The organism is Pseudomonas sp. TH10 (genome assembly GCF_016651255.1).
Lineage (GTDB): Bacteria > Pseudomonadota > Gammaproteobacteria > Pseudomonadales > Pseudomonadaceae > Aquipseudomonas.
Map to the genome: position 1 here is coordinate 1 of NZ_JAEKEG010000134.1, position 24,188 is coordinate 24,188.

11 protein-coding genes and 7 pseudogenes are annotated in these 24,188 nt (G+C 60.7%); 14 read left to right on the top strand and 4 right to left on the bottom strand.

The window, feature by feature from the left end; all coding sequences use genetic code 11:
- The 10 genes and pseudogenes from treY to JFT80_RS19360 all read left to right on the top strand — a co-directional run.
- A pseudogene (treY, locus tag JFT80_RS19315) lies at positions 1 to 2,241 on the top strand (malto-oligosyltrehalose synthase); the annotation flags it as partial.
- Positions 2,242 to 2,262: 21 nt separating this feature from the next.
- Positions 2,263 to 2,592 (top strand): DUF2934 domain-containing protein, encoded by a 330-nt coding sequence (locus tag JFT80_RS19320; RefSeq protein ID WP_201148951.1) that lies wholly within the window; start codon positions 2,263 to 2,265, stop codon positions 2,590 to 2,592.
- A 110-nt stretch (positions 2,593 to 2,702) separates the two neighbouring features.
- The gene (gene glgX / locus JFT80_RS19325) at positions 2,703 to 4,865 is read left to right on the top strand and encodes a glycogen debranching protein GlgX (protein WP_201148959.1); all 2,163 of its coding nucleotides are present in this window, start codon (positions 2,703 to 2,705) and stop codon (positions 4,863 to 4,865) included.
- 1 nt (position 4,866) lies between these two features.
- Positions 4,867 to 5,859, top strand: a complete 993-nt coding sequence (locus JFT80_RS19330; protein WP_201148952.1) for an acyl-CoA dehydrogenase family protein — start codon at positions 4,867 to 4,869, stop codon at positions 5,857 to 5,859.
- Positions 5,856 to 6,614, top strand: coding sequence for a PIG-L deacetylase family protein (locus JFT80_RS19335; protein ID WP_201148953.1), 759 nt, complete (start codon positions 5,856 to 5,858; stop codon positions 6,612 to 6,614). Before JFT80_RS19330 ends, JFT80_RS19335 begins: the two co-directional genes overlap by 4 nt.
- Positions 6,611 to 7,220 (top strand): annotated as a pseudogene (locus JFT80_RS19340) (SAM-dependent methyltransferase). The gene JFT80_RS19335 and the pseudogene JFT80_RS19340 overlap by 4 nt, the downstream one beginning before the upstream one ends.
- Positions 7,221 to 7,475: 255 nt before the next feature.
- Positions 7,476 to 8,233: pseudogene (locus JFT80_RS19345) on the top strand (PIG-L deacetylase family protein).
- A 129-nt stretch (positions 8,234 to 8,362) separates the two neighbouring features.
- Positions 8,363 to 9,165: pseudogene (locus JFT80_RS19350) on the top strand (endonuclease/exonuclease/phosphatase family protein).
- 109 nt (positions 9,166 to 9,274) lie between these two features.
- Complete coding sequence (locus tag JFT80_RS19355) at positions 9,275 to 11,899, top strand: autotransporter outer membrane beta-barrel domain-containing protein (protein ID WP_201148954.1); 2,625 nt, start codon at positions 9,275 to 9,277, stop codon at positions 11,897 to 11,899.
- Positions 11,900 to 12,210: 311 nt separating this feature from the next.
- The gene (locus JFT80_RS19360) at positions 12,211 to 13,284 is read left to right on the top strand and encodes an autotransporter outer membrane beta-barrel domain-containing protein (RefSeq protein ID WP_201148955.1); all 1,074 of its coding nucleotides are present in this window, start codon (positions 12,211 to 12,213) and stop codon (positions 13,282 to 13,284) included.
- Between the two features lie 126 nt (positions 13,285 to 13,410).
- Here the strand turns inward: JFT80_RS19360 and glgB are convergent.
- From glgB to JFT80_RS19375, 3 genes and pseudogenes are all read right to left on the bottom strand, one after another.
- Positions 13,411 to 15,641, bottom strand: a pseudogene (gene glgB, locus JFT80_RS19365) (1,4-alpha-glucan branching protein GlgB).
- Between the two features lie 2 nt (positions 15,642 to 15,643).
- Positions 15,644 to 18,984: pseudogene (treS, locus tag JFT80_RS19370) on the bottom strand (maltose alpha-D-glucosyltransferase).
- A gap of 183 nt (positions 18,985 to 19,167) precedes the next feature.
- Complete coding sequence (locus JFT80_RS19375) at positions 19,168 to 21,165, bottom strand: alpha-1,4-glucan--maltose-1-phosphate maltosyltransferase (RefSeq protein ID WP_201148956.1); 1,998 nt, start codon at positions 21,163 to 21,165, stop codon at positions 19,168 to 19,170.
- A 213-nt stretch (positions 21,166 to 21,378) separates the two neighbouring features.
- Between JFT80_RS19375 and JFT80_RS19380 the strand changes: the two genes are divergently transcribed.
- Together JFT80_RS19380 and JFT80_RS24550 are read left to right on the top strand one after the other, a co-directional pair.
- Positions 21,379 to 21,537: a hypothetical protein gene (locus JFT80_RS19380; protein WP_163019444.1), complete on the top strand. Its 159-nt coding sequence runs from the start codon at positions 21,379 to 21,381 to the stop codon at positions 21,535 to 21,537.
- Positions 21,538 to 21,576: 39 nt separating this feature from the next.
- Positions 21,577 to 21,657: pseudogene (locus JFT80_RS24550) on the top strand (outer membrane lipoprotein carrier protein LolA); the annotation flags it as partial.
- A gap of 79 nt (positions 21,658 to 21,736) precedes the next feature.
- On the opposite strand, the gene JFT80_RS19385 reads toward JFT80_RS24550, so the two are convergent.
- Complete coding sequence (locus JFT80_RS19385) at positions 21,737 to 22,279, bottom strand: MgtC/SapB family protein (RefSeq protein ID WP_201148957.1); 543 nt, start codon at positions 22,277 to 22,279, stop codon at positions 21,737 to 21,739.
- A 120-nt stretch (positions 22,280 to 22,399) separates the two neighbouring features.
- On the opposite strand from JFT80_RS19385, the gene JFT80_RS19390 reads away from it, so the two are divergent.
- Together JFT80_RS19390 and ccoG are read left to right on the top strand one after the other, a co-directional pair.
- A complete protein-coding gene (locus JFT80_RS19390; protein WP_045058618.1) occupies positions 22,400 to 22,633 on the top strand; it encodes a DUF3203 family protein in 234 nt (77 codons plus the stop codon).
- A gap of 195 nt (positions 22,634 to 22,828) precedes the next feature.
- Positions 22,829 to 24,188: cytochrome c oxidase accessory protein CcoG (gene ccoG, locus JFT80_RS19395; protein ID WP_201148958.1), on the top strand; the 1,360-nt coding region annotated here is incomplete at its 3' end.

A 24,188-nucleotide genomic window follows, 5' to 3' on the forward strand; every position in this document is an offset into this window, starting at 1 on the left:
CCCGAACAGCTACGGCGAGTTGCTCAGGAGCGATGATGAGCCGCTCAAATTCCTCGCCGATCGCTTCTCTGCCCTGAGCTACCAGACCGACGCCCACAGCCTGGCAGTACCGCTCAAGGAAGAGCTGCGCGAACTGGCCAGGGACCCGGCCATCCGGCAGCGTATCGAGCAGAATCTGCAAGGTTATGACTCGCAGACGCCTGAGGGTTTTGAGCGCCTGCACCTGCTGCTCGAGCGCCAGAGCTACCGCCTCGCCAGTTGGCGAACGGCGGGCGATGACATCAACTGGCGGCGCTTTTCGACGTCAACGAACTGGGTGGCCTGCGCGTGGAGCGCCCTGCGCGTCTTCGAGGCGACCCACGCGAAGATTTTCGAGCTGGTGGCCGAAGGCCTGATCGACGGGCTGCGAATCGACCATATTGACGGCCTGGCCGATCCGCGTGGCTATTGTCGCAAACTGCGGCGTCGGGTCGACTCGCTGTCGCCCGAACGCCACCTGCCAATCTACGTCGAGAAGATCCTCGGTGAAGGCGAAAGCGCTGCATCGCGACTGGTCGGTGGACGGCACCACGGGCTACGAGTTCATGAACCAATTGTCGCTGTTGCAACACGATCCTCGAGGGCGCCCAACCTTTGGGTGAACTGTGGAGCAAGTACAGCGAACGGCCTGCCGACTTTCGCCAGGAAGCCCAACTGGCCCGCCAGCAGATCCTCAACGGTTCATTGGCCGGCGATTTCGAAAGCGTGGCCCAGGCACTGCTGCAAGTGGCCCGGGATGACCTGATGACCCGCGACCTGACTCTGGGCGCGATCCGCCGCGCGCTGCAGGAATTGATCGTGCATTTTCCGGTGTACCGCACCTACATCAGCCCGCTTGGACGTTGCAACGAAGACGATGTGTTCTTCCAGCAGGCCCTGGCAGGAGCGCGGCAGACCCTCGGCGAGGCCGACTGGCCGGTGCTCGACTGCCTGGCCGGTTGGCTGGGTGGCAAGCAATGGCGTGAGCGCCCCATCGGGCGCTCGCGCAAGATTCTCAAGCATGCCTGCGTACGCTTCCAGCAACTGACGTCACCGGCGGCCGCCAAGGCGGTCGAGGACACGGCGTTCTATCGTTCGGCAGTATTGCTGTCGCGCAACGACGTGGGCTTCAGCACCGAACAGTTCAGCGCGCCCGTCGCTGATTTTCACCAGGCTTGCCTGCAGCGCTTCGAAGCTTTCCCGGACAATCTGCTGGCCACGGCCACCCATGACCACAAACGCGGTGAAGACACCCGCGCGCGACTGGCCATATTGAGCGAGCGCAGCGCCTGGTATGCCGAACAGGTGCCGCTGTGGCAAACCCTCGCCCGGCCCTTGCGTGACGACGAGCAGATGCCGTCTGCCGGCGACGAGTTGATCCTCTACCAAGCCATCCTCGGCAGCTGGCCGCTGGACCTGCGCAGTGACGATCAGGCGGGCCTCGAGGAGTACGCCAAGCGCCTTTGGCAGTGGCAACAGAAAGCCTTGCGCGAAGCCAAATTGCAAAGCAGCTGGAGTGCGCCCAATGACGCCTACGAGCGAGCGGTCCAGGTCTTCATCGAGCGCTTGCTCCTGAGTGCCGAGGGTGAACTGTTGCGCTCGGCCCTGGCCAAGGCCGCCCAGGCACTTGCGGCACCCGGTGCCCTGAACAGTCTGGCGCAAACCTTGCTGCGCATGACGGTGCCTGGGGTGCCGGACTTGTATCAGGGTAACGATTACTGGGACTTTTCGCTGGTGGATCCGGACAACCGCAGGCCCGTGGATTACCACAGCCGGCAGCAAGCCATGGCACAACCCCGGGAGGTGGCCGAGCAGTTGGCGGCCTGGCGCGATGGGAGAATCAAGCAGACGCTGATTCGCCGCACCCTCAACCTGCGGGCCGAGCATGCCCAACTGTTCGCCCGTGGCAGCTATCAGCCACTGGAGGTGATCGGCAGCCAGGCCCACAGAGTGCTCGCCTTCATGCGTGAACATGCAGGCAGCAGGGCTGTAGTGATCGTCCCGATTCGTTGCGCCGAACTGCTGAAAAACAGTGCCCTGCCCTTGGTTGATGCGCTGCAGTGGGGCGATACCCGGGTCAAATTACCGTTCGAGGCATCCGCAGAAAATCTGAAGGGACTTTTTCCCGGCGCCACAGTCACAAATCACAAGGAGCTGAACATCAGCACCGCGCTGGGCGAATTCCCGGTCAATCTTTTTATCCAATTTTCTACACAAGCTTGAGTTCAGTTCAGGAGCATAGCGATGAGTACCGACGATAAACGCGTTCGCGAATTTGCCTATCAGATCTGGGAGTCGGAAGGACAGCCCGAGGGCCAGGAAGCCCGTCATTGGGAGATGGCCCGCAAACTGGCGGAAGCTGAAGCACTGGCCCCCACCAAGTCGCCCAAGGCGGCTGGCAGCAAGGGTGTTGCGGGCAAGGCTGCCAAGCCCAACGGCAAGCTTGAAGACAAGCCTGCTGCCAAGCCCAAGGCCGCCGCCAAGGCCAAGCCTGCAGCCGCTTCCTCGGTGATACCGCCAGGCGAAAAGGCTCCCGAGAAAAAGCCGCGATCGACTAAAAAACCTTCGGTCTGACGACAGACTTTCTGATTTGACTGGATTCATGGCGAGCTTGCTCGCCATGTCGGGGTCGTTCGCCCTGAAAAAACTATCGCCACACCGCCTTCGACCCCATTTGCAGGAGCATTTATGAGCAGTCCAAAAAACCCGCGACAGAACCTCACACCGAGGCCTCGCGAATTCGTGAGGGCCTGCCCTTCCCGCTCGGTGCTACCTGGGACGGCCTGGGTGTCAACTTCGCGTTGTTTTCCGCCAACGCGACCAAGGTTGAACTGTGCATTTTCGACGACGCCGGCGAAGTCGAACTCGAACGCATCGAATTGCCGGAATACACCGACGAGATCTACCACGGCTATTTGCCCGATGCGCATCCGGGGTTGATCTACGGCTACCGCGTTTACGGCCCGTACGATCCAGCCAACGGCCACCGCTTCAACCACAACAAATTGCTCATCGACCCGTACGCCAAACAGCTGGTGGGTGAGTTGAAATGGTCGGAAGCACTGTTCGGCTACACCATCGGCCACCCTGACGCCGACCTCAGTTTCGATGAGCGTGACAGCGCGCCGTTCGTGCCCAAGTGCAAAGTCATCGACCCGGCGCACACCTGGGGCAACGACCATCGCGTTAGCGTGCCGTGGGACAAGACCATCATTTATGAAACCCACGTGCGCGGCATCAGCATGCGTCACCCTTCGGTGCCGGAAAACGTGCGCGGCACGTTTGCCGGATTGATGGTCGACGACGTACTCGAACACATCCGCAAGCTCGGTGTGTCGACGGTCGAGCTGCTGCCGATCCACGCCTTCGTCAATGACCAGCACCTGTTGCAGAAAGGGATGACCAATTACTGGGGCTACAACAGCATCGCGTTTTTTGCCCCCGACCCGCGCTATCTGGCCAGCGGCAAGATCGCCGAATTCAAGGAAATGGTCGCGCACCTGCACGAAGCCAATCTCGAAGTGATCCTCGACGTGGTCTACAACCACACCGCCGAGGGCAACGAGCAAGGCCCGACCCTGTCCATGCGCGGCATCGACAACGCCTCGTACTACCGCTTGATGCCCGACGACAAGCGCTACTACATCAACGATTCCGGCACCGGCAACACCCTCGACCTGAGTCACCCGTGCGTGCTGCAAATGGTCACTGACTCTTTGCGTTACTGGGCGAGCGAGATGCACGTCGACGGCTTCCGCTTCGATCTGGCGACCATTCTCGGTCGTTATCATGACGGTTTCGACGAACGCCACAGCTTCCTCGTCGCTTGCCGACAGGACCCGGTGCTGCGCCAGGTGAAAATGATCGCCGAGCCATGGGATTGCGGCCCCGGCGGTTATCAGGTCGGCGGCTTCCCGCCGGGCTGGGTGGAGTGGAACGACAAATTCCGCGACACGGTACGCTCGTTCTGGAAAGGGGATGACGGCCAGCTGGCGGATTTCGCCAGCCGCATGACTGCGTCCGGCGAGATGTTCAATCAGCGCGGTCGCCGGCCGTATTCGTCGGTCAATTTCATCACCGCTCACGACGGTTTCACCCTCAACGATCTGGTGTCGTACAACGACAAGCACAACGAAGCCAACGACGAGAACAACCAGGACGGCAGCAACAACAACCTGTCGTGGAACCACGGCGTCGAAGGCCCGACCGACGACCCGGAGATCAATGCCCTGCGCCACCGGCAGATGCGCAATTTCTTCGCCACGCTGTTGCTCGCGCAAGGCACGCCGATGATCGTCGCCGGTGACGAGTTTGCCCGCACCCAGGACGGCAATAACAACGCCTACTGCCAGGACAGCGAGATCGGTTGGGTCAACTGGGATTTGAGCGAGGACGGCAAGGCCCTGCTGAAATTCGTCAAGCGCTTGATCAAGTTGCGCCTGGCCTACCCGATCCTGCGTCGCGGACGCTTCCTGGTGGGCAACTACAACGAGGATATCGGCGTCAAGGACGTCACCTGGCTGGCCCCGGATGGCAGCGAGATGTCCATCGAGCAGTGGGAAGACGCCCATGGGCGCTGCCTCGGCATGCTGCTGGACGGTCGCGCCCAGGAAACCGGGATTCGTCGCAAGGGCGCAGATGCCACCCTGCTCCTGGTGGTGAATGCGCATCACGACATCGTCAACTTCACCTTGCCGGAAGTCCCTGAGGGCGTGTTCTGGACGTGCATGGTCGACACCAATCAACCTTCGATCCGTGGTCAGGAACGTTTCGAGTTTGGCCATGAGTATTCCGTGACTGGCCGCTCGCTCCTGTTGTTCGAACTGCAGCGTGAGGAAGACGAGTGAAATGGAGCCCAAGACCTGTCTTGATCGCCAGTCGACGGACTACGACGGCACCCGGGCACTAGGACAGTGCCTGGAGCAACTGGTGGAGGCAGGTCTGGATCGACTGCCGCTACCGGGGCAAGGCCACACGCTGGAGCGATTCCAGCGGTTGGCCGAGGTGGGCGGGCATGATCTGCGGTTGTGCAAATTGTATGAAGGGCACACCGACGCGCTGGCGATTTTCCAGCAACTCGGTGCGTTTGCGCCGCCGCCTGGCAGTACCTGGGGCATGTGGGCGGCCGAACCGCCGAATGCCCGGGTTCGGCTGACCCATTCAGCGCAGGCCGTCGCGCTCAATGGTCGCAAGGCCTGGTGCTCCGGCGCCGCAGTGCTCAGTCATGCGCTACTGACTGCCTGGGACGAGCAGGACCGTCAACAACTGGTGGCAGTCGCCCTTGATCAGCCAGGAGTCACGGTGACCGATGTGGGCTGGCAAGCGGTCGGCATGGGCGCAACCGGCAGCGTCGAGGTCCTCTTTGACAACGCCCAGGCGACCGCCATCGGCAACCCCGGCGATTACCTGCAACGCCCCGGTTTCTGGCAAGGCGGAATCGGCATTGCCGCCTGCTGGTATGGCGCGGCCTGCAGCATTGCCGAGCGGTTACGCGAGCATTGTGCGCAGCGCGACGAACCCCACGCCCTGGCCCATCTGGGCGCCGTTGACAGTGCCCTGCAAGGCGCTGCCGCGGTGTTGCGTGCCAGCGCCCTGGCGATAGATGCGGCCCCTCTGAAAGACGCCGAATTGCTTGCCCGACGCGCCCGTGCAGTGGTTGAAAACGCCGCCGAGCAAGTCATTCATCATGTCGGCCGCGCGCTGGGCGCCGGCCCTTATTGCAAAGACCGACAGTTCGCGCAACTGAGCGCCGACCTGCCGGTTTTTCTGCGCCAGAGTCACGCCGAGCGCGATCTCGCGGGCCTGGGGCAGATTATTCGTGAAGGGACATGGACGTTATGAAAACCAATCCGATTGTCGGCCAGGGCACGCCGCTGTATCAGTGGCAAGCCTCCAGCCAACTGGCGCAGCTGCCGGTGATCGATATTCTGCAACTGGTCCCTAAGGGCGCTCGCGCGGTGATCATTGCCCCACACCCCGACGACGAGATCCTCGGCTGCGGCGGTTTCCTGCAGCTGCTGGCCGAGGCTGGCCGTGACCTGCAATTGATTTCGGTGACCGATGGCAGCGCCAGTCATCCGGGCTCACAACGCTGGCCGGTGGAACGCCTGAGCACTGTCCGCCCCCAGGAGTCGGTGGAAGCGCTACGACGGCTCGGGCTGCCATTGCACAGCCTGAGGTGGTTGCGTGGTGGTTTTGCCGACAGCCAGGTGGCAGCCAGGGAGGACGAATTGAGCACATTTATCGAGCGTCATCTGCGCGCCAGTGATGTGGTATTCACCACCTGGCGCGAAGACGGGCACTGCGATCACGAAGCGGTGGGGCGTGCCAGTGCTGAAGCGGCTCAGCGTGTCGGGGCGACTTTGCATGAACTGCCGGTGTGGACCTGGCATTGGGCAACGCCCGAAGACCACAGTGTTCCCTGGCATAGAGCGCGCAAGGTCCTGTTGTCGCCGATGTTGATCGCACGCAAACGCCACGCAATCCATGCCTTCGCCAGTCAGCTTGAGGGCGACCCCCAGATCGGTTTGCCACCGGTGCTCGCGCCCTTCGTGCTGGAGCGTCTGCTACAACCCTTTGAGGTGGTGTTCGTATGAGCGTCGATGATCGATATTTTGACGGTTTGTTTGCTAACAGTGACGATCCATGGGCATTCCGCCAGCGCTGGTACGAACAACGCAAACGGGCCATTACCCTGGCTGCGCTGCCCCGTCCGCGCTACCGCGCCATTTTCGAACCGGGGTGCGCCAACGGCGGAATTGAGCGCCGACCTCGCCACCCGCTGCGACCGCCTGCTGTGTTGCGATACCGCCAGTGCCGCCGTCGCCCTCGCGCGTACGCGTTTGAGCCCGTTCAACCATGCGCAGGTGCTTCAGGCACGTTTGCCCGAGCAATGGCCGAGTGAGAAATTCGACCTGATCGTGATCAGTGAGCTTGGCTACTACCTCGATGCCGAAGACCTCAAGCGCCTGATCGAACAAGCCTCGCAGTCCCTCACCGCCGACGGTCAACTGTTGGCATGCCACTGGCGCCCGCCCATCGACGGTTGTCCCCTGAATGCCCGCCAGGTGCATGACCTGCTGCACGAACACCTGCACTTGCCGCGCCTGGTGTTGCACCAGGAAGCCGACTTCCTGCTGGAACTATGGAGTCGCGAACCGCGTTCGGTGGCCACCCTGGAAGGCCTGCGAAGCAGCACCTGACGACGCCCCTGCAGGAGCGAGCTCGCTCGCGATGGTCTTGAACGATAACGCGGGCAACCTGATGCCGCGCGGCGATCTCAGGTTATTCGCAACCAGGTGAGCGCCTGCATGGGAGATCGACATCGGCAAAAAACGTACCAGATAGAACATACACGCGACGAATCGCAATACATGAGCAATACTCCCTGCGCGGCAATCCATGGTTTGGAGCGTGCGCACCCATGCTCATACACCCGGAACAAGGACGTCGCTCACATGAAACTGTTATCCCTCAGCGAAAACAGAGCGCCAGCGCAGATATGGAACAGCGCCCGGCAACTCGACAACATTCCGGTCATCAACACCCGCAGTCTGGTGCCCGTCGGCGCGCGAGCCGTCGTCATCGCCCCGCACCCCGGCGATGAGGTGGCGATAGCCGGTGGCCTGCTGCAACTACTCGCCAGCCTTGGCCATCCGCTGCAATTGCTATCGATCACTGACGGCAGTGCCAGCCATCCCGGTTCACGGCAATGGTCGGAGAAACGCCTGAGCGTGTTCCGTCCGCAGGAAAGCGTCGAAGCGCTGCGCCGCCTCGGTCTGCCCATGCACAGCCTGAAATGGGTGCGTGGCGGGTTTACCGACAGCGCACTGATCGATCAGGAAGCGCAGCTGACCGAATTCATCAGCCGTTACCTGCGCCCCGGCGACGTGGTGTTCAGTACCTGGCGCGAGGACCGCCACCTGGATCACGATGCCGTGGGCCGCGCGGCGGCCAAGGCCGCGAAAAAGTCGGCGCGGCCTTCAACGAAGTACCCATTCGCGCCTGGCACCGACCGATCCGCGACCGCGAGCAAATCCCCTGGGAGCGCGCACGCAAGCTGCGCCTTGACAGCTGGACCGTCGCGCGCAAGAGCCACGCCACCCATGCCTACGCCAGCCAGCTCAACGGCGAGCCTGCGCTGGGCATCGCACCCCTGCTACCCCGGGTACTGCTGGAACGGATGCGCCTGCCTTACGAAATCGTCTTCGTCTGACACCAATCCCTGGGGAGACCAATCCCTGTGGGAGGTTCGATGTCTGGCTACTGCCGATCACCGATTTGCGCTGAACTGCGCGCGCCCCCATCAGTCGCATAGATATGGAACCGCCTACCAGGAGTTAACGTGACCAGTGATCCAACGCAGCAGGCACTTGAAGACATGCCGCTGAATGCGCCACCGGCCATCCATCGCCTGCGCGTGCTGACGGTCAATACCCACAAAGGCTTCACCGCGCTCAATCGGCGTTTCATCCTCCCGGAGCTGCGCGAAGCGGTGCGCAGCACCTCGGCCGATCTGGTGTTTCTGCAAGAGGTGGTGGGTGAACACGAACGCCATTCGAGCCGCTACAACGAATGGCCACAGACTTCGCAGTACGAATTTCTCGCCGACAGCATGTGGAGTGATTTCGCCTACGGTCGCAATGCCGTTTACCCCGATGGTCATCATGGCAACGCATTGCTGTCCAAGTACCCCATTCGCGAATACCGCAACCTCGACGTGTCGATCACCGGCCCCGAGCGCCGGGGCCTGTTGCACTGCGTACTCGATGTTCCGGGGCATGCCGAAGTCCATGCGATCTGCGTCCACCTGAGCCTGCTGGAAAGTCATCGCCAGCTGCAGCTCCAGTTGCTTTGCCAACTGCTTGAGTCCCCTCCCCGACGATGCACCGGTCATTATCGCCGGGGACTTCAACGACTGGCAGCTGCAAGGGCAACGCCGCCCTCGCCCGGCGCGACTATCTGCATGAAGCCTTTGAACGCCATCACGGTCGTCCCGCCAAGACCTACCCGGCGCGGTTTCCCCTGTTGCGCCTGGACCGCATTTACCTGCGCAATGCCAGCAGCCATGATCCGCGAATACTGGGAAACAAGCCCTGGACGCACCTTTCTGATCACTTGCCGTTGGCGGTGGAAGTCCATTTGTAAGCTATAAATAAATCCGACCTGCTGTCATTTGTGTCAGTGGTTGTCGGCGAATTCTGTTGGTACGGTATCAATTGAAGCGTGGCACGCCTTTACACACCTGGAGATAGGCATGGACATTGCGACAGGTTGGCCTAAGTACCGTATCAGTGACTACCGTTTCAATGCCCTCGCGGTTTCCATGTGCCTAAGCCTTGGATCGCCACAATTCGCTCAGGCCAGCTGTACATTCACGCCCACCGCCAGTAACGATAACCATGTCTGCGACAGCGGCATCGGCGGCGCACTGACCGATCTCAATGGCAACAACACCCTGAGCTTTCCCACCAGCGGCACGGGCCAAATCATCGGCAACGTAAGTTTTGGTGCGGGCAATGATGGCCTGGTCATGAATTCCGGGACATTGACTGGCACCCTGAATCAGGGTGATGGTTCAGACACGGTGTTGATCACCAACGGCGTGATCACCGGCGCGGTGAATCAGGGCAATCAGATCGATGACTTCGTCATGAGTGGCGGGCGCATCCAGTCCCTGGCCCAAGGCGACGGCCGCGACACCTTCCTGATGACCAATGGCACCATAGTCGGGGCCTTCGAGGACGGGGACATAGCGAGGATGTCCGGCGGCACTATCGGTCGAGTCGACATGAAGCTCGACAACAACCTCTTCGACATGTCTGGCGGCGAGGTCACCGGCAATCTGGTGACCGGCTTCGGCCTCGACAGCATCATCGTCTCCGGCGGCAGAATCGGCGGCAACGTCAGCGTCAGCGGTGGCAATGACAGCATCACCGTTACTGGCGGCGAAATCGTCGGCGAAATCCGCGCCAGCGTCGGTGATGACATCCTCAACTGGAACGGCGGCGGGATCATCCGTTCGGCAATCCTGATGGGCGAAGGCAATGACCTCGCCACCCTTTCCAACCTCACTGAAACCACCCTGGCACTGACGCCGGGCCTGGACGGTGGTCCCGGCACCGACACCCTGAATTTCAATCAGACCACCACAGCCGGCGCCTCCCGCTACATCAACTGGGAGGCGTTGAACCTGGGTAATAATTCGCGCCTTGACCTGGCGAGCGATTCGCTGATCCTGGGTGACAGTACCAGTGGCACCGGCGTGATCAACGTCGACGCCAGCAGCACCCTCACCTCGGTGCAAGGCAGCATCGCGCCGTTCACTGCGGGCCAGCTCGCGACCTTGAACAATGCCGGGACCATCGACCTCACCGGTGCCAATTCGCGCAGCAACGACACACTGACGGTACAGGGCAACTACGCCGGCAACGGCGGCAAACTGCTGCTGCAAAGCGTGCTGGGCGATGACAGCTCTCCCAGCGATAAACTGGTGGTCAGTAACGGCACCCTGACCGGCAATACCGTCATTACCGTGCAGAACCTGGGCGGAGTCGGCGGGGTCACTCAACAGAACGGTATCCAGCTGGTCGAGGCGCAAGGCTCGGCCGTGGCCAGCAACGGAGCCTTCGCCCTTAACGGCGGCCTGATTTCCGCAGGCGCTTTCGATTACCGTCTGTTCAAGGGCGGGGTCACCGCCGGTACGGAAAACAGCTGGTACCTGCGCTCGGCAGTGGTCGCCCCTGCGGTGACGACCATCCCCAATCCGGATCCGGCGTTGCCGCCTATTACGGTACCCGTCGTTGCGATACCGGTCGCCGCGCCCGCCCCTCCGGCCCCCACTCCTGAACCGGGAAGCCCGCCGCTACCAGCACCGGCACCGCTGCCGCCGTTGCCCGAAGCCGTTGCGGGTGCCGCGCCGATTCCCCTTTACCGTCCCGAAGTCGCCACCTGGTCAGTGCTGCCCCCTGCTGCGGCCCAGTTGACCCTGACAGCGCTCGGCACTTTCCACGATCGCCAGGGCGATCAACGCCTGCTCACCGAAACCGGTGCGTTTGGTGCGGGCTGGGGCCGGGCTTACGGCAAGAATCTCGACCAGACCTGGTCAGGCACCGTGACGCCGCGCTTCGATGGTTCGCTCAAAGGCTTTCAAGTGGGCAATGACCTTTACGGCTCCCAAACCTCGGGCGGGCACACGCAGCGAATCGGGTTCTTCGTGGGTCATACCGGCATGAAGGGCAATGTCGACGGCTTCAACGAGGGCTTTGAAGACAAACGCGCCGGCAAGATCGACCTGCGTGGCGACCATGTCGGCTTGTACTGGACACTGGTGGGCAACCGCGGCTGGTACTTCGATAACGTGATCATGTCGACCCGCTTTGATGGCGACAACCGCTCAGAGCGTGGCCTGAAACTGGATACTCGTGGCCACGGGCTCACAGTGTCCAGTGAAGCCGGTTATCCCATTGCCCTCAATGACACCTGGGTGCTCGAGCCCCAGGCGCAAATCATTCATCAGAAGATCTCTCTGGACAGCCAGGACGACGGGATTTCCCGGGTATCCTTCGACTCGGACGGCGCATGGACCGGGCGCCTGGGGGCAAGGCTCAAAGGCAGCTATCAGGTCAGCGGTCGCCCGCTCGAACCCTACCTGCGGGCGAACCTGTGGCATACGTTGTCCGGGACAGACACCGTGACATTTGACGACGTCGACAAGGTCACCACTGAACAGAAAGCCTCCTCCGCCGACATCGGTGTGGGCGTGAATGTGAGCCTGGCCTCATCCGTCAGCGTCTACGCCGGTGCCGATTACAGCACCAATATCGACAGCCAGAACTTGCGCGGACTGTTTGGAAACGTCGGCGTGAGAATCAGCTGGTAGCCGTCATATAAAGGCTCTGGCGCGCGGTTTTTTGACGATGCCCCGTACAAACAACCACTTGCAAGCGCGCCGGAAATCAGTCACTTATGGGGAATAAATTAACCCTACCACTTATCGGCCATTTTCTTGACGCAATGTCAAGGGTCTTCTTAGCTACAGGTTACTACCCCCGGAACACTACCAGGAACAAGCCTTCACACCGCTCATGCAGGGGCCGGTGCAGGTTTGGCCTACTCAATTCGGTCGCCCCTCATTCGGGGTAGGAGAGACGCCAAAGCGAGACAGCGCATGCGATTGCAAGGTAGACCACCATGAGAACATCACTCCCCCCGCTTGAGATCAAAGCCACTTTCTACACCCTTTCGAGTTCGCTGCTGTTGTGCTCATCGGTGGGAGCACAAGCCGGGCCCGCGGAAGATGAGACGTTGCCCTGGTATCGCCAGGACGTCCCGACGATGTCACTACCTGCAATCAATATCACGGCCCCCTACCCCGGGCATGTCAGCGCAGCATCTGACGCCCGCAGTTCACGGCTGACCATCGAAGACGCCGCACCCTCGACCTGGGACCAGCTCTACGGCAAGCCTTCGCGCCAGGCCCAGGACGACGTGCTGGCGCAAGGCTTTTCCGGGCCCGGTGCCAGCGAGTCCTGGGGTCCGGCGATACTGACGTTGCAAAGTGCCGGCGGGCATACCCAGCGCGTTGGGCTGATCGGCGGCGTCAGCCAGTTCCAGAGTAACGGCAATGGCCTGCTGACCAGTCGCGCCCAGGCCGACCCCGCCACGGACACCCTCAATCTGCAAGGCCAGAGCCTTGGCGCCTACTGGAGCCTCACCGGAGCGCAAGGCTGGCACGTCGACCTGACGGCCAGCGGTGGCCGGGTCAGCGGTTTCAGCCGCAACGAACAAGGCGCTCGGCAAGCCACCGAAGGCAGCGCGATGACCTTCTCCGTGGAGGGTGGTTATCCGATTGGCTTGAGTGAGAACTGGGTGGTCGAACCGCAGGCGCAATTGATCAATCAGCGGATTACCCTTGATACGCCGTATGCCGGGTCGGGCAATGCTTCATCGACCGATCTGAGCGCGTGGAGTGGCCGCGTCGGAGCACGGCTGAAAGGTAGTTACGATTTGAACGGTTTGCCGGTCGAACCCTACGTTCGCACCAACCTCTGGCACACGGTTTATACCGGCAATACCGTATCGCTGGATCAGGTCGACAAGATCAGCAGCAGCCGCAAGTCATCGACCGTCGAGTTGGGATTGGGCTTGGTGGCGCGGGTAACGCCGGCTGTGAGCCTCTATGCGAGTGCCGATTACAGCAGCGACGTCGATGACAATGACCTCAACGGACTGATCGGCAGCCTCGGCGTGCGAATGCGCTGGTGAGGTGTCTTAGCAGCAAACGATCGTCCGATCGCGGCCTGAGCCTGCGGCAGCGCCTACACGGTATTGCTTGTAGGAGCTGGCGCAGGCTCGGGCCGCGATCTGACGATCTTTTGTTCCACCTTTTTCTTACGCTTCAGGCCGCAGGATCAACACCGCCAACGGCGGCAAATTCAGCGACAGTGACAGCGGCTGTCCGTGGCTGGGTTCTTCCTCGGTAAACGCCCCGCCCCCATTGCCATAATTGGACCCGGCGTACATCGCCGCGTCGCTGTTGATGACCTCGGTCCAGCGACCGGCAAACGGCACGCCCACTCGATAACCCTGGCGCGGCACAGGCGTGAAATTGGCAACCACCAAAACCGGGCTGCCATCCTTGCTCCAGCGCAGGAAGGCATAGACGCTGTTGATTGCATCGTCGCCAATCAACCACTGGAAGCCCTGTGGCGCGTCGTCCTGATCGTGCATCGCCGGTTCTTCGCGGTACAACCGGTTGAGGTCGCCCACCAGCTTCTGCACACCCTTGTGCTCCGAGTACTGCAGCAGATACCAATCGAGTTGCTGATCGTGATTCCACTCGCGCCATTGCCCGAATTCGCAGCCCATGAACAGCAGCTTCTTGCCCGGATGGGTCCACATGAAACTCAAATAGGCACGCAGGTTGGCGAACTTCTGCCAGCGATCTCCAGGCATTTTGTCGATCAGCGAATGCTTGCCATGCACCACTTCGTCATGGGAGATCGGCAAGATAAATCGCTCTGACCAAGCGTAGACCAGACCAAAACTCAGCTCGTTGTGGTGATGCGCGCGATACACCGGATCCTGCTGGATGTAATGCAGCGAATCGTGCATCCAGCCCATGTTCCACTTGTAGGCAAAACCGAGGCCGCCCTGCTGGGTGCTCTGGCTGACGCCCGGCCACGCCGTGGATTCCTCGGCGATCACCAACGCGCCCGGCGCTTCCAGCTCGACCACGTCATTCAAGTGCCGAAGGAAATCGATGGCTTCAAGGTTTTCCCGGCCACCATGGCGATTCGGCACCCATTCACCGGCCTTGCGCGAGTAGTCGCGATAGAGCATCGAGGCGACCGCATCAACCCGCAGACCATCGATATGGAAATGCTTCAACCAGTGCAACGCCGAAGCAAGCATGTAGCCATGTACTTCGGTGCGGCCGAGGTTGTAGATCAGCGTGTCCCAATCCTGATGGAAACCTTCCAGCGGATTGCCGTACTCATACAGCGCGGTGCCGTCGAATTGCGCCAGGCCATGGGTGTCGGTGGGGAAATGCGCGGGTACCCAGTCGAGAATCACCCCAATGTCGGCTTTGTGGCAGGCGTTGACGAAGGCGGCAAAATCATCCGGCGAACCGTAGCGGGCACTCGGGGCAAACTGCGAAAGCAGCTGATAACCCCATGACCCCCGAACGGGTGCTCCATGATCGGCATCAGCTCGATGTGGGTGAAACCCAGTTCCTTCACGTAAGGAATCAACCGCTCGCCCAGCTCGTGCCAGGTGTACTGGCGGGCGACTTCGCCCAGGTCATCCAGCTCACACTGCCAGGAGCCGGCGTGCAGTTCGTAGATCGATAGCGGCGCACTGGGGTGCTGGCGCTCGATGCGCGACTGCATCCATGCCTGGTCCTGCCATTCGATGCTCAGGGGCGAGGCGACCTTGGACGCCGTGTCTGGCGGCAAGGTAGTCGCCAGGGCCATCGGGTCGGCCTTCAGCGGCAAGATACCGTTGGCGCCGAGGATTTCGTATTTGTAAGTTTCACCCGCCTGCATGCGCGGGATGAACAGCTCCCAGACACCCGTCGGATGCCGCAGGCGCATGGGATGACGGCGGCCGTCCCAGTTATTGAAATCACCCACCACCGAAACCCGCTTGGCATTCGGCGCCCAGACGGCAAACCGCACGCCATCGACCCCGTCTACCGTTTTCAACTGTGCACCGAGGCAACTGCTCAAATCCCGATGGTTGCCCTCGGCAAACAGGTACAGGTCCATCTCGCCCAACAAGGGACCGAAGCTGTAGGGGTCCTCGGAAACCTGCTCGCCACCGGCCCAGCGGGTGCGCAACAGGTAAGGCTGGGCGCGATCGAAATGCCCGACGAACAAACCTGGGGTCTGGGTGGCCTCGAGATTGCCCAGTTCTTCACCGGAATCCTTTGCCAGTACTTGCACGCTCAGGGCATCCGGCAGATAAGCCCGAATGAATTGCCCGCCAGCGTTATCGGCATGGGGGCCGAGAATTGCAAAAGGGTCGGGATGTGCGGCGCGCACCAGCGCGTCGATGTCCTGCGATCCGGGCAGCAGCGCTTCTTTAGCGTGACCCAGTTCCTTGTTCTGGAAACTCATGACTACTCTCCACCAAGATCGGAAAAGGGTTTAAGCCCTGTCAATAACCCGTACAAACCGTGCAACGGCACGGGCAGCCACGTGGGGCGATTTTCGGCTTCATAGGCCACTTCATAGGCCGCCTTCTCCAGGCCGAACAACGCAAGCGCGGCGTCGGCGCCATCAGGATCTTGCCAGGCATGATCAAGACTAGCTGCCGCCCGGCGATATGCCTGAAAAAATGCCTCACGCGCCTCGCGCAGATAACGTTCGGCGACACGTTGACGTGCGCCTTCGGACTCGGCGCTGTGATCAACGTTGTGTACGTTGATGGTCATCGCCGCTGCGTAATCGAAGGAACGCAGCACGCCACTGACGTCCTTGTACGGACTGTGTTTGCCACGACGCTCGCTCAATGGCCGCGCCGGTTCACCCTCGAAGTCGATCAGATAGGCGTCGCCCTTGATCACCAACACTTGGCCCAGATGCAAGTCGCCGTGGACGCGGATACGCAGACCGCCGACGGCTTTCTTCGCCAGATCCTGCACGTGGGCGAGGATGGTTTTTTTCTCATCGACCAAGCGTTTGACCAGCTTCTGATCTGCAGCATTGAGCTCGCCCTGATGCTGCTTGAGCAACTTCAACGCATGCTCGACCTGTGCGGCGACATCCCTGGCCGAGGCCAGGGCTTCTTTTGCGTAGTAACCTGCGGAGCGAAGTCGGCATTGTCGGTCGGGGCTGCGAGCACTTGATGCATCTCACCCAGTCGCTGACCGAGCATGCCAGCGAAGTCCTTCAATTCGCTTAGCGCGTTGTAGTGCTGTTCCTGCTCGGACATGGCATCGGCCAGTTCGTCGCGCAACGCCCGTTCGAGGTTGTTCTGCGTCCATTCCCAGGCATCGCCCTGATTACTCAGATAACCCTGAGCGATCATCAGCAGGTTGTCTTCGCCCTGCGCATCGCGGCGAATCACCGAGCCCAGCAATGGGGAAATATTGGCGAACCCGGCGTTGGTCAGGTACGCACTCATTTCCAGTTCAGGGTGGACCCCGGAGGCGATCTTGCGGATCAACTTCAGCACCAGGCTTTTGCCCACCACGACCGAACTGTTGGACTGCTCGGCCGACAGATAGCGCACCTCCGACTCTGCGTTGAGACCCAGTTGAGCCAGCGCGGCGGTCGGTTCAAAGCGGATCTCGCCTTCGTCAGACGCCAACACGGTGTTGTTGTGCATACCCTCCAACACCGTGCGAATGAAGTTTTCCAAGGCAAATGCATCGGTGATGATGCCGACCTGACGCACTCGACGCACGCGGGCCAGTGCCAATTGTTGCGGCAGCGCCGCGCCAACCTGATCTTCCGAGATAAAGCCGAACGGCAATTGATAACGGCTGGTCTGGCCGCCGCTGGTGACTTCGATTTCGCTGAGCAGCACCGGGTGCTGGGCATCGCCGAAGCGCACGCCGTAGGCCATATGCACCTTGTCGACGGCCGCGTCCTTGCCAGCGAACCAGCGCCGGTTTTGCAGCCAGCTCGGCAGAATGCCCTGCTCCAGCGTCGCGCGGGACGGCGCTTCGAGCAGTTCTTCCATGCGTTTTTTCAGCACCAGCGTGGTGAAGTCCGGCAGGCTCTGCGCCGGTTCGACGTGCCAGCTTGGCATCTGGTTTTCGGTCGCCAGGGCGAACCAGTAGAAACCGTACGGCGCCAGCGTCAGGAGAAAATTCAACTGGCCAATCGGCGGGAACGCGTTACCGCCGAGCATCTCCACCGGCACCATGCCGACGTACGCCGACAAATCCAGCTCCGCCGCTTGCGCACTGCGCGACACGTTGGCCACGCACAGAATGATTTCGTGCTTGCCATCGGCATCGGTGAATTCGCGGGTGTAGGCCAAAATGCGTCGATTGCTCGGCGAGAGCATCTTCAGCGTGCCCCGGCCGAATGCCTTGGATTGCTTGCGCACGGCGAGCATACGCCGCGTCCAGTTGAGCAACGAATGTGGGTCACCGGCCTGGGTTTCGACGTTGACCGACAGATAACCGTATTGCGGGTCCATGATCGGCGGCAGCACCAGACTGGCCGGATCAGCGCGGGAGAAACCACCGTTGCGGTCGATCGACCACTGCATCGGCGTCCGCACACCGTCGCGGTCGCCGAGGTAGATATTGTCGCCCATGCCAATTTCATCGCCGTAATACAGAGTCGGCGTGCCCGGCATCGACAGCAGCAGGCTGTTGAGCAATTCGACGCGACGACGATCACGCTCCATCAACGGCGCCAGACGCCGACGGATACCCAGGTTGATGCGTGCGCGGCGATCAGCGGCGTAGTAATTCCACAGGTAATCGCGCTCCTTGTCGGTGACCATCTCCAGCGTCAGCTCATCGTGATTGCGCAGGAAGATTGCCCACTGGCAGTTGGCAGGTATTTCCGGGGTCTGGCGCAAAATGTCGGTGATCGGGAAGCGATCTTCCTGGGCCAGGGCCATGTACATGCGCGGCATCAGCGGGAAGTGGAACGCCATGTGGCATTCGTCGCCATTGAGGCCATGGGCGTCGGTGTCACCGAAATACAGCTGGGTGTCTTCCGGCCATTGGTTGGCCTCGGCCAACAGCATGCGGTCAGGATAATTGGCGTCGATCTCGGCACGAATCTGCTTGAGGACGTCGTGGGTCTCCGGCAGGTTTTCGTTGTTGGTGCCGTCACGCTCGATCAGATAAGGGATGGCGTCGAGGCGTAGTCCGTCAATGCCCATGTCCAGCCAGTAGCGCATCACCGACAGCACCGCTTTCATGACTTGCGGGTTGTCGAAATTCAGGTCGGGCTGGTGCGAATAGAAGCGGTGCCAGAAGTATTGGCCGGCGACCGGATCCCAGGTCCAGTTGGACTTTTCGGTGTCGAGAAAAATGATCCGCGTGCCTTCGTATTTCTGGTCGTCATCCGACCACACATAAAAGTCCCGCGCTGCCGAACCGGGTTTGGCTTTGCGGGCACGCTGGAACCACGGGTGCTGGTCGGAGGTGTGGTTGATGACCAGCTCGGTGATCACCCGCAAGCCGCGCTTGTGCGCCTCGGCGATAAAGCGCTTGGCGTCGGCCATGGTCCCGTAATCGCTGTGTACACCACGGTATTCGGCGATGTCGTAGCCGTCGTCGCGACGCGGCGATGGGTAGAACGGCAGCAGCCAGATGGTGTTGACACCGAGTTCGGCGATGTAGTCGAGCTTGGCGATCAAGCCGGGAAAGTCGCCGATACCGTCGTTGTTGGAGTCGAAAAACGATTTGACGTGAACTTGATAAATCACCGCATCCTTGTACCAGAGCGGGTCTTTGATAAAGGTGGCTGCCTTGGGTTTCTTCGCCATGTGAAACTCCTGTTGAATTCGATAAAGCGATCCATCTCGCAAATCACCCTCGTAGGATCTGCCGAAGGCTGCGATCTTTTGATCCTGCTGTTGATTACAAGAAACTTCGCGTCAACAAAAACTCAAGATCAAAAGATCGCAGCCTTCGGCAGCTCCTACGGGGCCGGCGTCAGGCTCGGTTGGTCAGGACACGGAAATCCGCCAGATGCCGAACGGCTGGTACGCCGGGTCCAGGCGCATGAACTGGTATTTGCCGTGCCAGTCCCAGCGATGCCCGCTCATCAAGTCTTCGCCGTGGGTCGTTGCATCGTCCGGCAGGCCCATTTCCCACAACGGCAGCTCAAAATTCGCCTCCTGCACGTTGTGCGGATCAAGGTTGACCGCCACCAGGATGAAATTGCTGCCATCGGCGCTGCGCTTGCCGAAGTACAGAATGTTGTCGTTCCAGGCGTTGTAGACCTTCAAGCCCAGATGGGTGTGCAGCGCCGGGTTCTGCCGGCGGATGCGGTTGAGCTGGGCGATCTCGGCGATGATGTTGCCGGGTGCCGTAAAGTCGCGGACGCGGATCTGGTATTTCTCCGAATCAAGGTATTCCTCCTTGCCCGGCACCGGCGCCGCTTCGCACAATTCATAACCCGAATACATGCCCCACAGGCCCGAGCCCATGGTTGCCAGCGCCGCGCGAATCAGAAAACCGGCACGCCCGGATTCATGCAGGAACGCCGGGTTGATGTCCGGCGTATTGACGAAAAAGTTCGGCCGGTAGCATTCGCGCCACGGTGATTCATTGAGTTCTGTGAAGTAAGCGGCGAGTTCCGCCTTGGTGTTGCGCCAGGTGAAATAGGTGTAGCTCTGCGTGTAACCGACCTTGCCCAGCCGCGCCATCATTGCCGGGGTAGTGAAGGCTTCGGCAAGGAAGATCACTTCCGGGTACAGCGCCCGCACATCGGCAATCAGCCATTGCCAGAACGGCAGCGGTTTGGTGTGCGGATTGTCGACGCGAAAGATCTTCACGCCCTCCTCGACCCAGCCGATGACGATGTCACGCAGCTCGACCCAGAGGCTCGGAATCGCGTCCGGCGCATAGAAGTCGACGTTGACGATGTCCTGGTATTTCTTCGGCGGGTTTTCCGCGTATTTGATCGTGCCGTCCGGCCGCCAGTTGAACCAGCCCGGATGCTGTTTGAGCCACGGGTGATCCTGGGAACACTGAATGGCAAAGTCGAGGGCGATCTCCAAGCCATGGTCAGCGGCGGCCGCCACCAGTCGGCGGAAGTCTTCGCGGGTGCCGAGTTGCGAGTGGATCGCCTCGTGGCCGCCCTCCTCGCTGCCGATCGCATAAGGGCTGCCGGGATCATCCGGGCCCGCGGTGAGGGAATTGTTGCGGCCCTTGCGATGGCTGCGACCGATGGGATGAATCGGCGGGAAATACAGGACATCGAAGCCCATGTCCTGGATCATCGGCAAACGCGAGTGTACGTCGTTAAAAGTGCCATGACGGCTTGGATCGTCGGTGATCGAGCGCGGAAACAGCTCGTACCAACTGGCGAACTCGGCCAGTTCACGCTCGACGTCCACCGGATACTCGGGGCTGAAACTGACAAAGGCCCGATGGTCGGCCTGGGCCATCAGGTCGGCGCTACGTTGGTGCAGAAACAATGCAACCTGCTCGGTTTCGAGCAGCCCGGACAGCTCATGGTGCAAAGCCGCCAGTGCTTCGCTCAGAGGCCCTTCGGCACGCTCGGCGGCGTGCTGGACCTGAGTACGACCTTCCTGCAGTTCCAGGCTGACCGGCACCCGTGCGCTGTGCTTTTTCTCCAGTTCATAACAGAAGCTGGCGAACTGATCGATCCAGGCCTCCACGCAGAACACGTATCGGCCCTGACGCTCGACGCGAAACTGGCCCTGAAAGCCGTTGTTGCCCAGTTCGCCCGTCACCGCGCTGTGCCAGCTCTCATCGCCCTCGGAGCGCCAACGCACCCGCACCGCCAGCTTGTCATGGCCGTCGGCAAACACCTTGCTGGTGACCACGACGTCCTGACCCACCACGGCTTTGACAGCGAACTGCCCGCCATCGAGGATCGGCATGGTGTCTTCAATCGCGATTCGCGGCAGCAAAAGTGCCTGCGACAACGGTATATGAGGGTTGTAGCTCAACTCTGTAGGCTTTTCAGTCGTCATCGAGCATCTCTCCTTTACGCCCCATGGACGCTCTTGTACTGGGCCGACAATCGCAAAGCGCTCGGCCCCGGAATGAACTCACTTAGGTTCCGAGCGACCGGCGCGGGTAAAGTTCACGCTGATTGCTCAGTTCGAGCACGGGAATCATTTCATGCGAGCAAGGGTCAACAGACTTAAGCACGACTCAAGCCATGTGCCACAGGAGATGCAGCGATGACGATTCCCAACCCTGTTGAAACGCCGGATCCGAATATCGACAATCCCGTTATCCCGCCAACCGATCCGCAGCCGGTGCCGGAGCAGGAGCCGCCTGGAACGGTGCCACCACCTCGGGAAGACCCGCCAGATACCATGCCGCCGGTGGTTGTGTAACCCTTAACCGCGAACCCTGTAGGAGCGAGCTTGCTCGCGATGGGCGCTAACGATGACGAGGGTAGCCTGACACTCAACGGCGCTCTCAGCTTCTTCGCGAGCAAGCTCGCTCCTACAGTTGGCAGCGATCGTAGACGCGCGATCGGACGATGGCAGAGCAGTAGGCCGTCATTGTCGTCGATGGCCGGGCAGTGAGCCGTTACAACAGGCGCAAGAGCCTGCTGCTTCGGCAATGGTTACGGCGCATCCCCCGATCTTTATCCAGCAACTTCACAATCCTCGGCATCACGTTGAAAATCGCCAGTGCCAGCAACGTACTCAGCACTGCAGTAGACTCCCGCCCCATGCCTGCCGATACTCCGATCGCAGCGGTCATCCACAACCCGGCTGCGGTGGTCAATCCCTTCACGTGGCCCTCTTCGCCTCCGGGATTTTTCAGAATGGTCCCGGCGCCAAGAAAACCGATGCCGGCAATTACCCCCTGCACCACCCGGCTCATGGCATCTGCCTGGGACCCGGACATCTGCGGCACCAGCACAAACAATGCGGCGCCCAATGCCACCAGCATGTGGGTACGCACCCCGGCGGCTTTGCCTTTGTTCTCCCGTTCGAACCCCAAAATGCCGCCCAGGATCGCGGCGATAACCAGTCTCACAGTGATTCGTGTCAATTGTGATGCATCGCCGATGTCGGCGAATTCCGCTTGCAGGGTTTCCCATACTTCATGCCACCAGGCTTTCATGCTGCTGTCCTTGTGATTGATCTGGAAGATGGACCACGCCAACCATTAATCGGTTGCACCGAACGATGCTGGCCGGCCATAGCCTAATGCTGAAGAACCCGCAGAAATAAGGACTCCGCCATGACCGTTCGCATCGAAAACCAGACTTGCTTCTTCACTACCGAGAACGGCGAAGAAATCCGCCTGTGTCCCGACGTCACCGTAATCACCGATTCGGACAAAGCCATGTCGGCAGTCGAACTCGATGGTCAGCGCGTCTACATCACCGAAGCAGAAGCTGATGCATTGACCGTAGCAGGCGCTGTAGATGGGCGTAAGCATTTGAAAGCCACCGACAGTGATTCGGTGATTTGACCGACGCAGATCAACCAGGCCGGCGAGTGCTTGCGACAGGTGCACAGGGACCGGGCTGACAGCTGCTTCAAAGTGTCGCAGACAGCGGATCAGAGCTCATCTGATCCGCTTTTTATTGCGATACCTGAGTCTGTTATGCAAACAGATCGACGCTCATAGTGCTCCGGCCTGATGGAGGCTGATGAGCGAAAGACCATGAGCGAAAGAATTCCCGTCCGAACCCTTGAGAGTGCCCCGTCCGTCCAGACTTTTGAGCCTTCGCGTGCAAAGACGAAGTCCGGGTCCAGCGACAATCTCATTCACACCCGCAGTTTTACCGGCCTGTTTCGCACCCTGCGCATGAGTGGCGCGGGTTTTCTGTTTCTGCTGTTTTTCGGCACCGTGTGGCTGAACTGGGGCGGACGTCAGGCGGTGCTCTGGGACCTTTCCGAAAGCAAGTTCCACATCTTTGGCGCGACCTTCTGGCCACAGGATTTCATCCTGCTCTCGGCGCTGCTGATCATTGCCGCGTTCGGTCTGTTCGCCATCACTGTATTCGCCGGACGGGTCTGGTGCGGTTACACCTGCCCGCAGAGCTCGTGGACATGGATCTTCATGTGGTGCGAGAAAATCACCGAAGGCGAGCGCAATCAGCGCATCAAGCTGCAAGCCGCACCGTGGGGATTGAACAAGCTAGCCCGCCGCGCCGCCAAACACACACTGTGGCTGGCGATCAGCCTGCTCACCGGTCTGACCTTCGTCGGCTACTTCACCCCGATCCGGCCCCTCGCCGAAGAACTGCTGACCCTGCAAATGGCCGGCGTCAGCCTGTTCTGGGTCCTGTTCTTTACCGGTGCCACCTACATCAATGCCGGCTGGTTGCGTGAAGCGGTGTGCATGCACATGTGCCCCTATGCGCGATTCCAGAGCGTGATGTTCGACAAAGACACGCTGACCATTTCCTACGACTTCGCTCGCGGGGAACACCGTGGCCCGCGCAAGCGTGACGTAGCACCGGCCGCTGTCGGCCTGGGCGACTGCATCGACTGTCAGCTGTGCGTACAGGTGTGCCCGACCGGCATAGACATCCGCGACGGCTTGCAGATGGAGTGCATTGGCTGCGCAGCGTGCATCGATGCCTGTGACTCGATCATGGACAAGATGGGCTACGCCCCTGGATTGATCAGCTATACCTCCGAGCACGAACTGCAGGGTGGCAAGACCCGTCTCTTGCGACCGCGACTGATCGGTTACACCGCCGTGCTGCTGGCGATGATCAGCGCCCTCGCCCTTGCGCTGGTGGAACGGCCAATGGTCTCGCTGGACGTGACCAAGGATCGCGGGCTGTTCCGCGAGAACGGCCAGGGGCAGATCGAAAACATCTACAGCTTGAAGGTCATCAACAAGACCCAGGAGCACCAGGACTATCGCCTGATGCTGGTGGAGGGTGACGACTTCCAGTTGCAAGGCAAGACCGAGCTGAGCCTGGCTCCAGGGGAAATTGTCGACGTGCCGGTGTCCGTGGCGATGACCACGCAGCGCCCGAGCAGCAGCTCGCAAAGCATAGTGTTCAAGA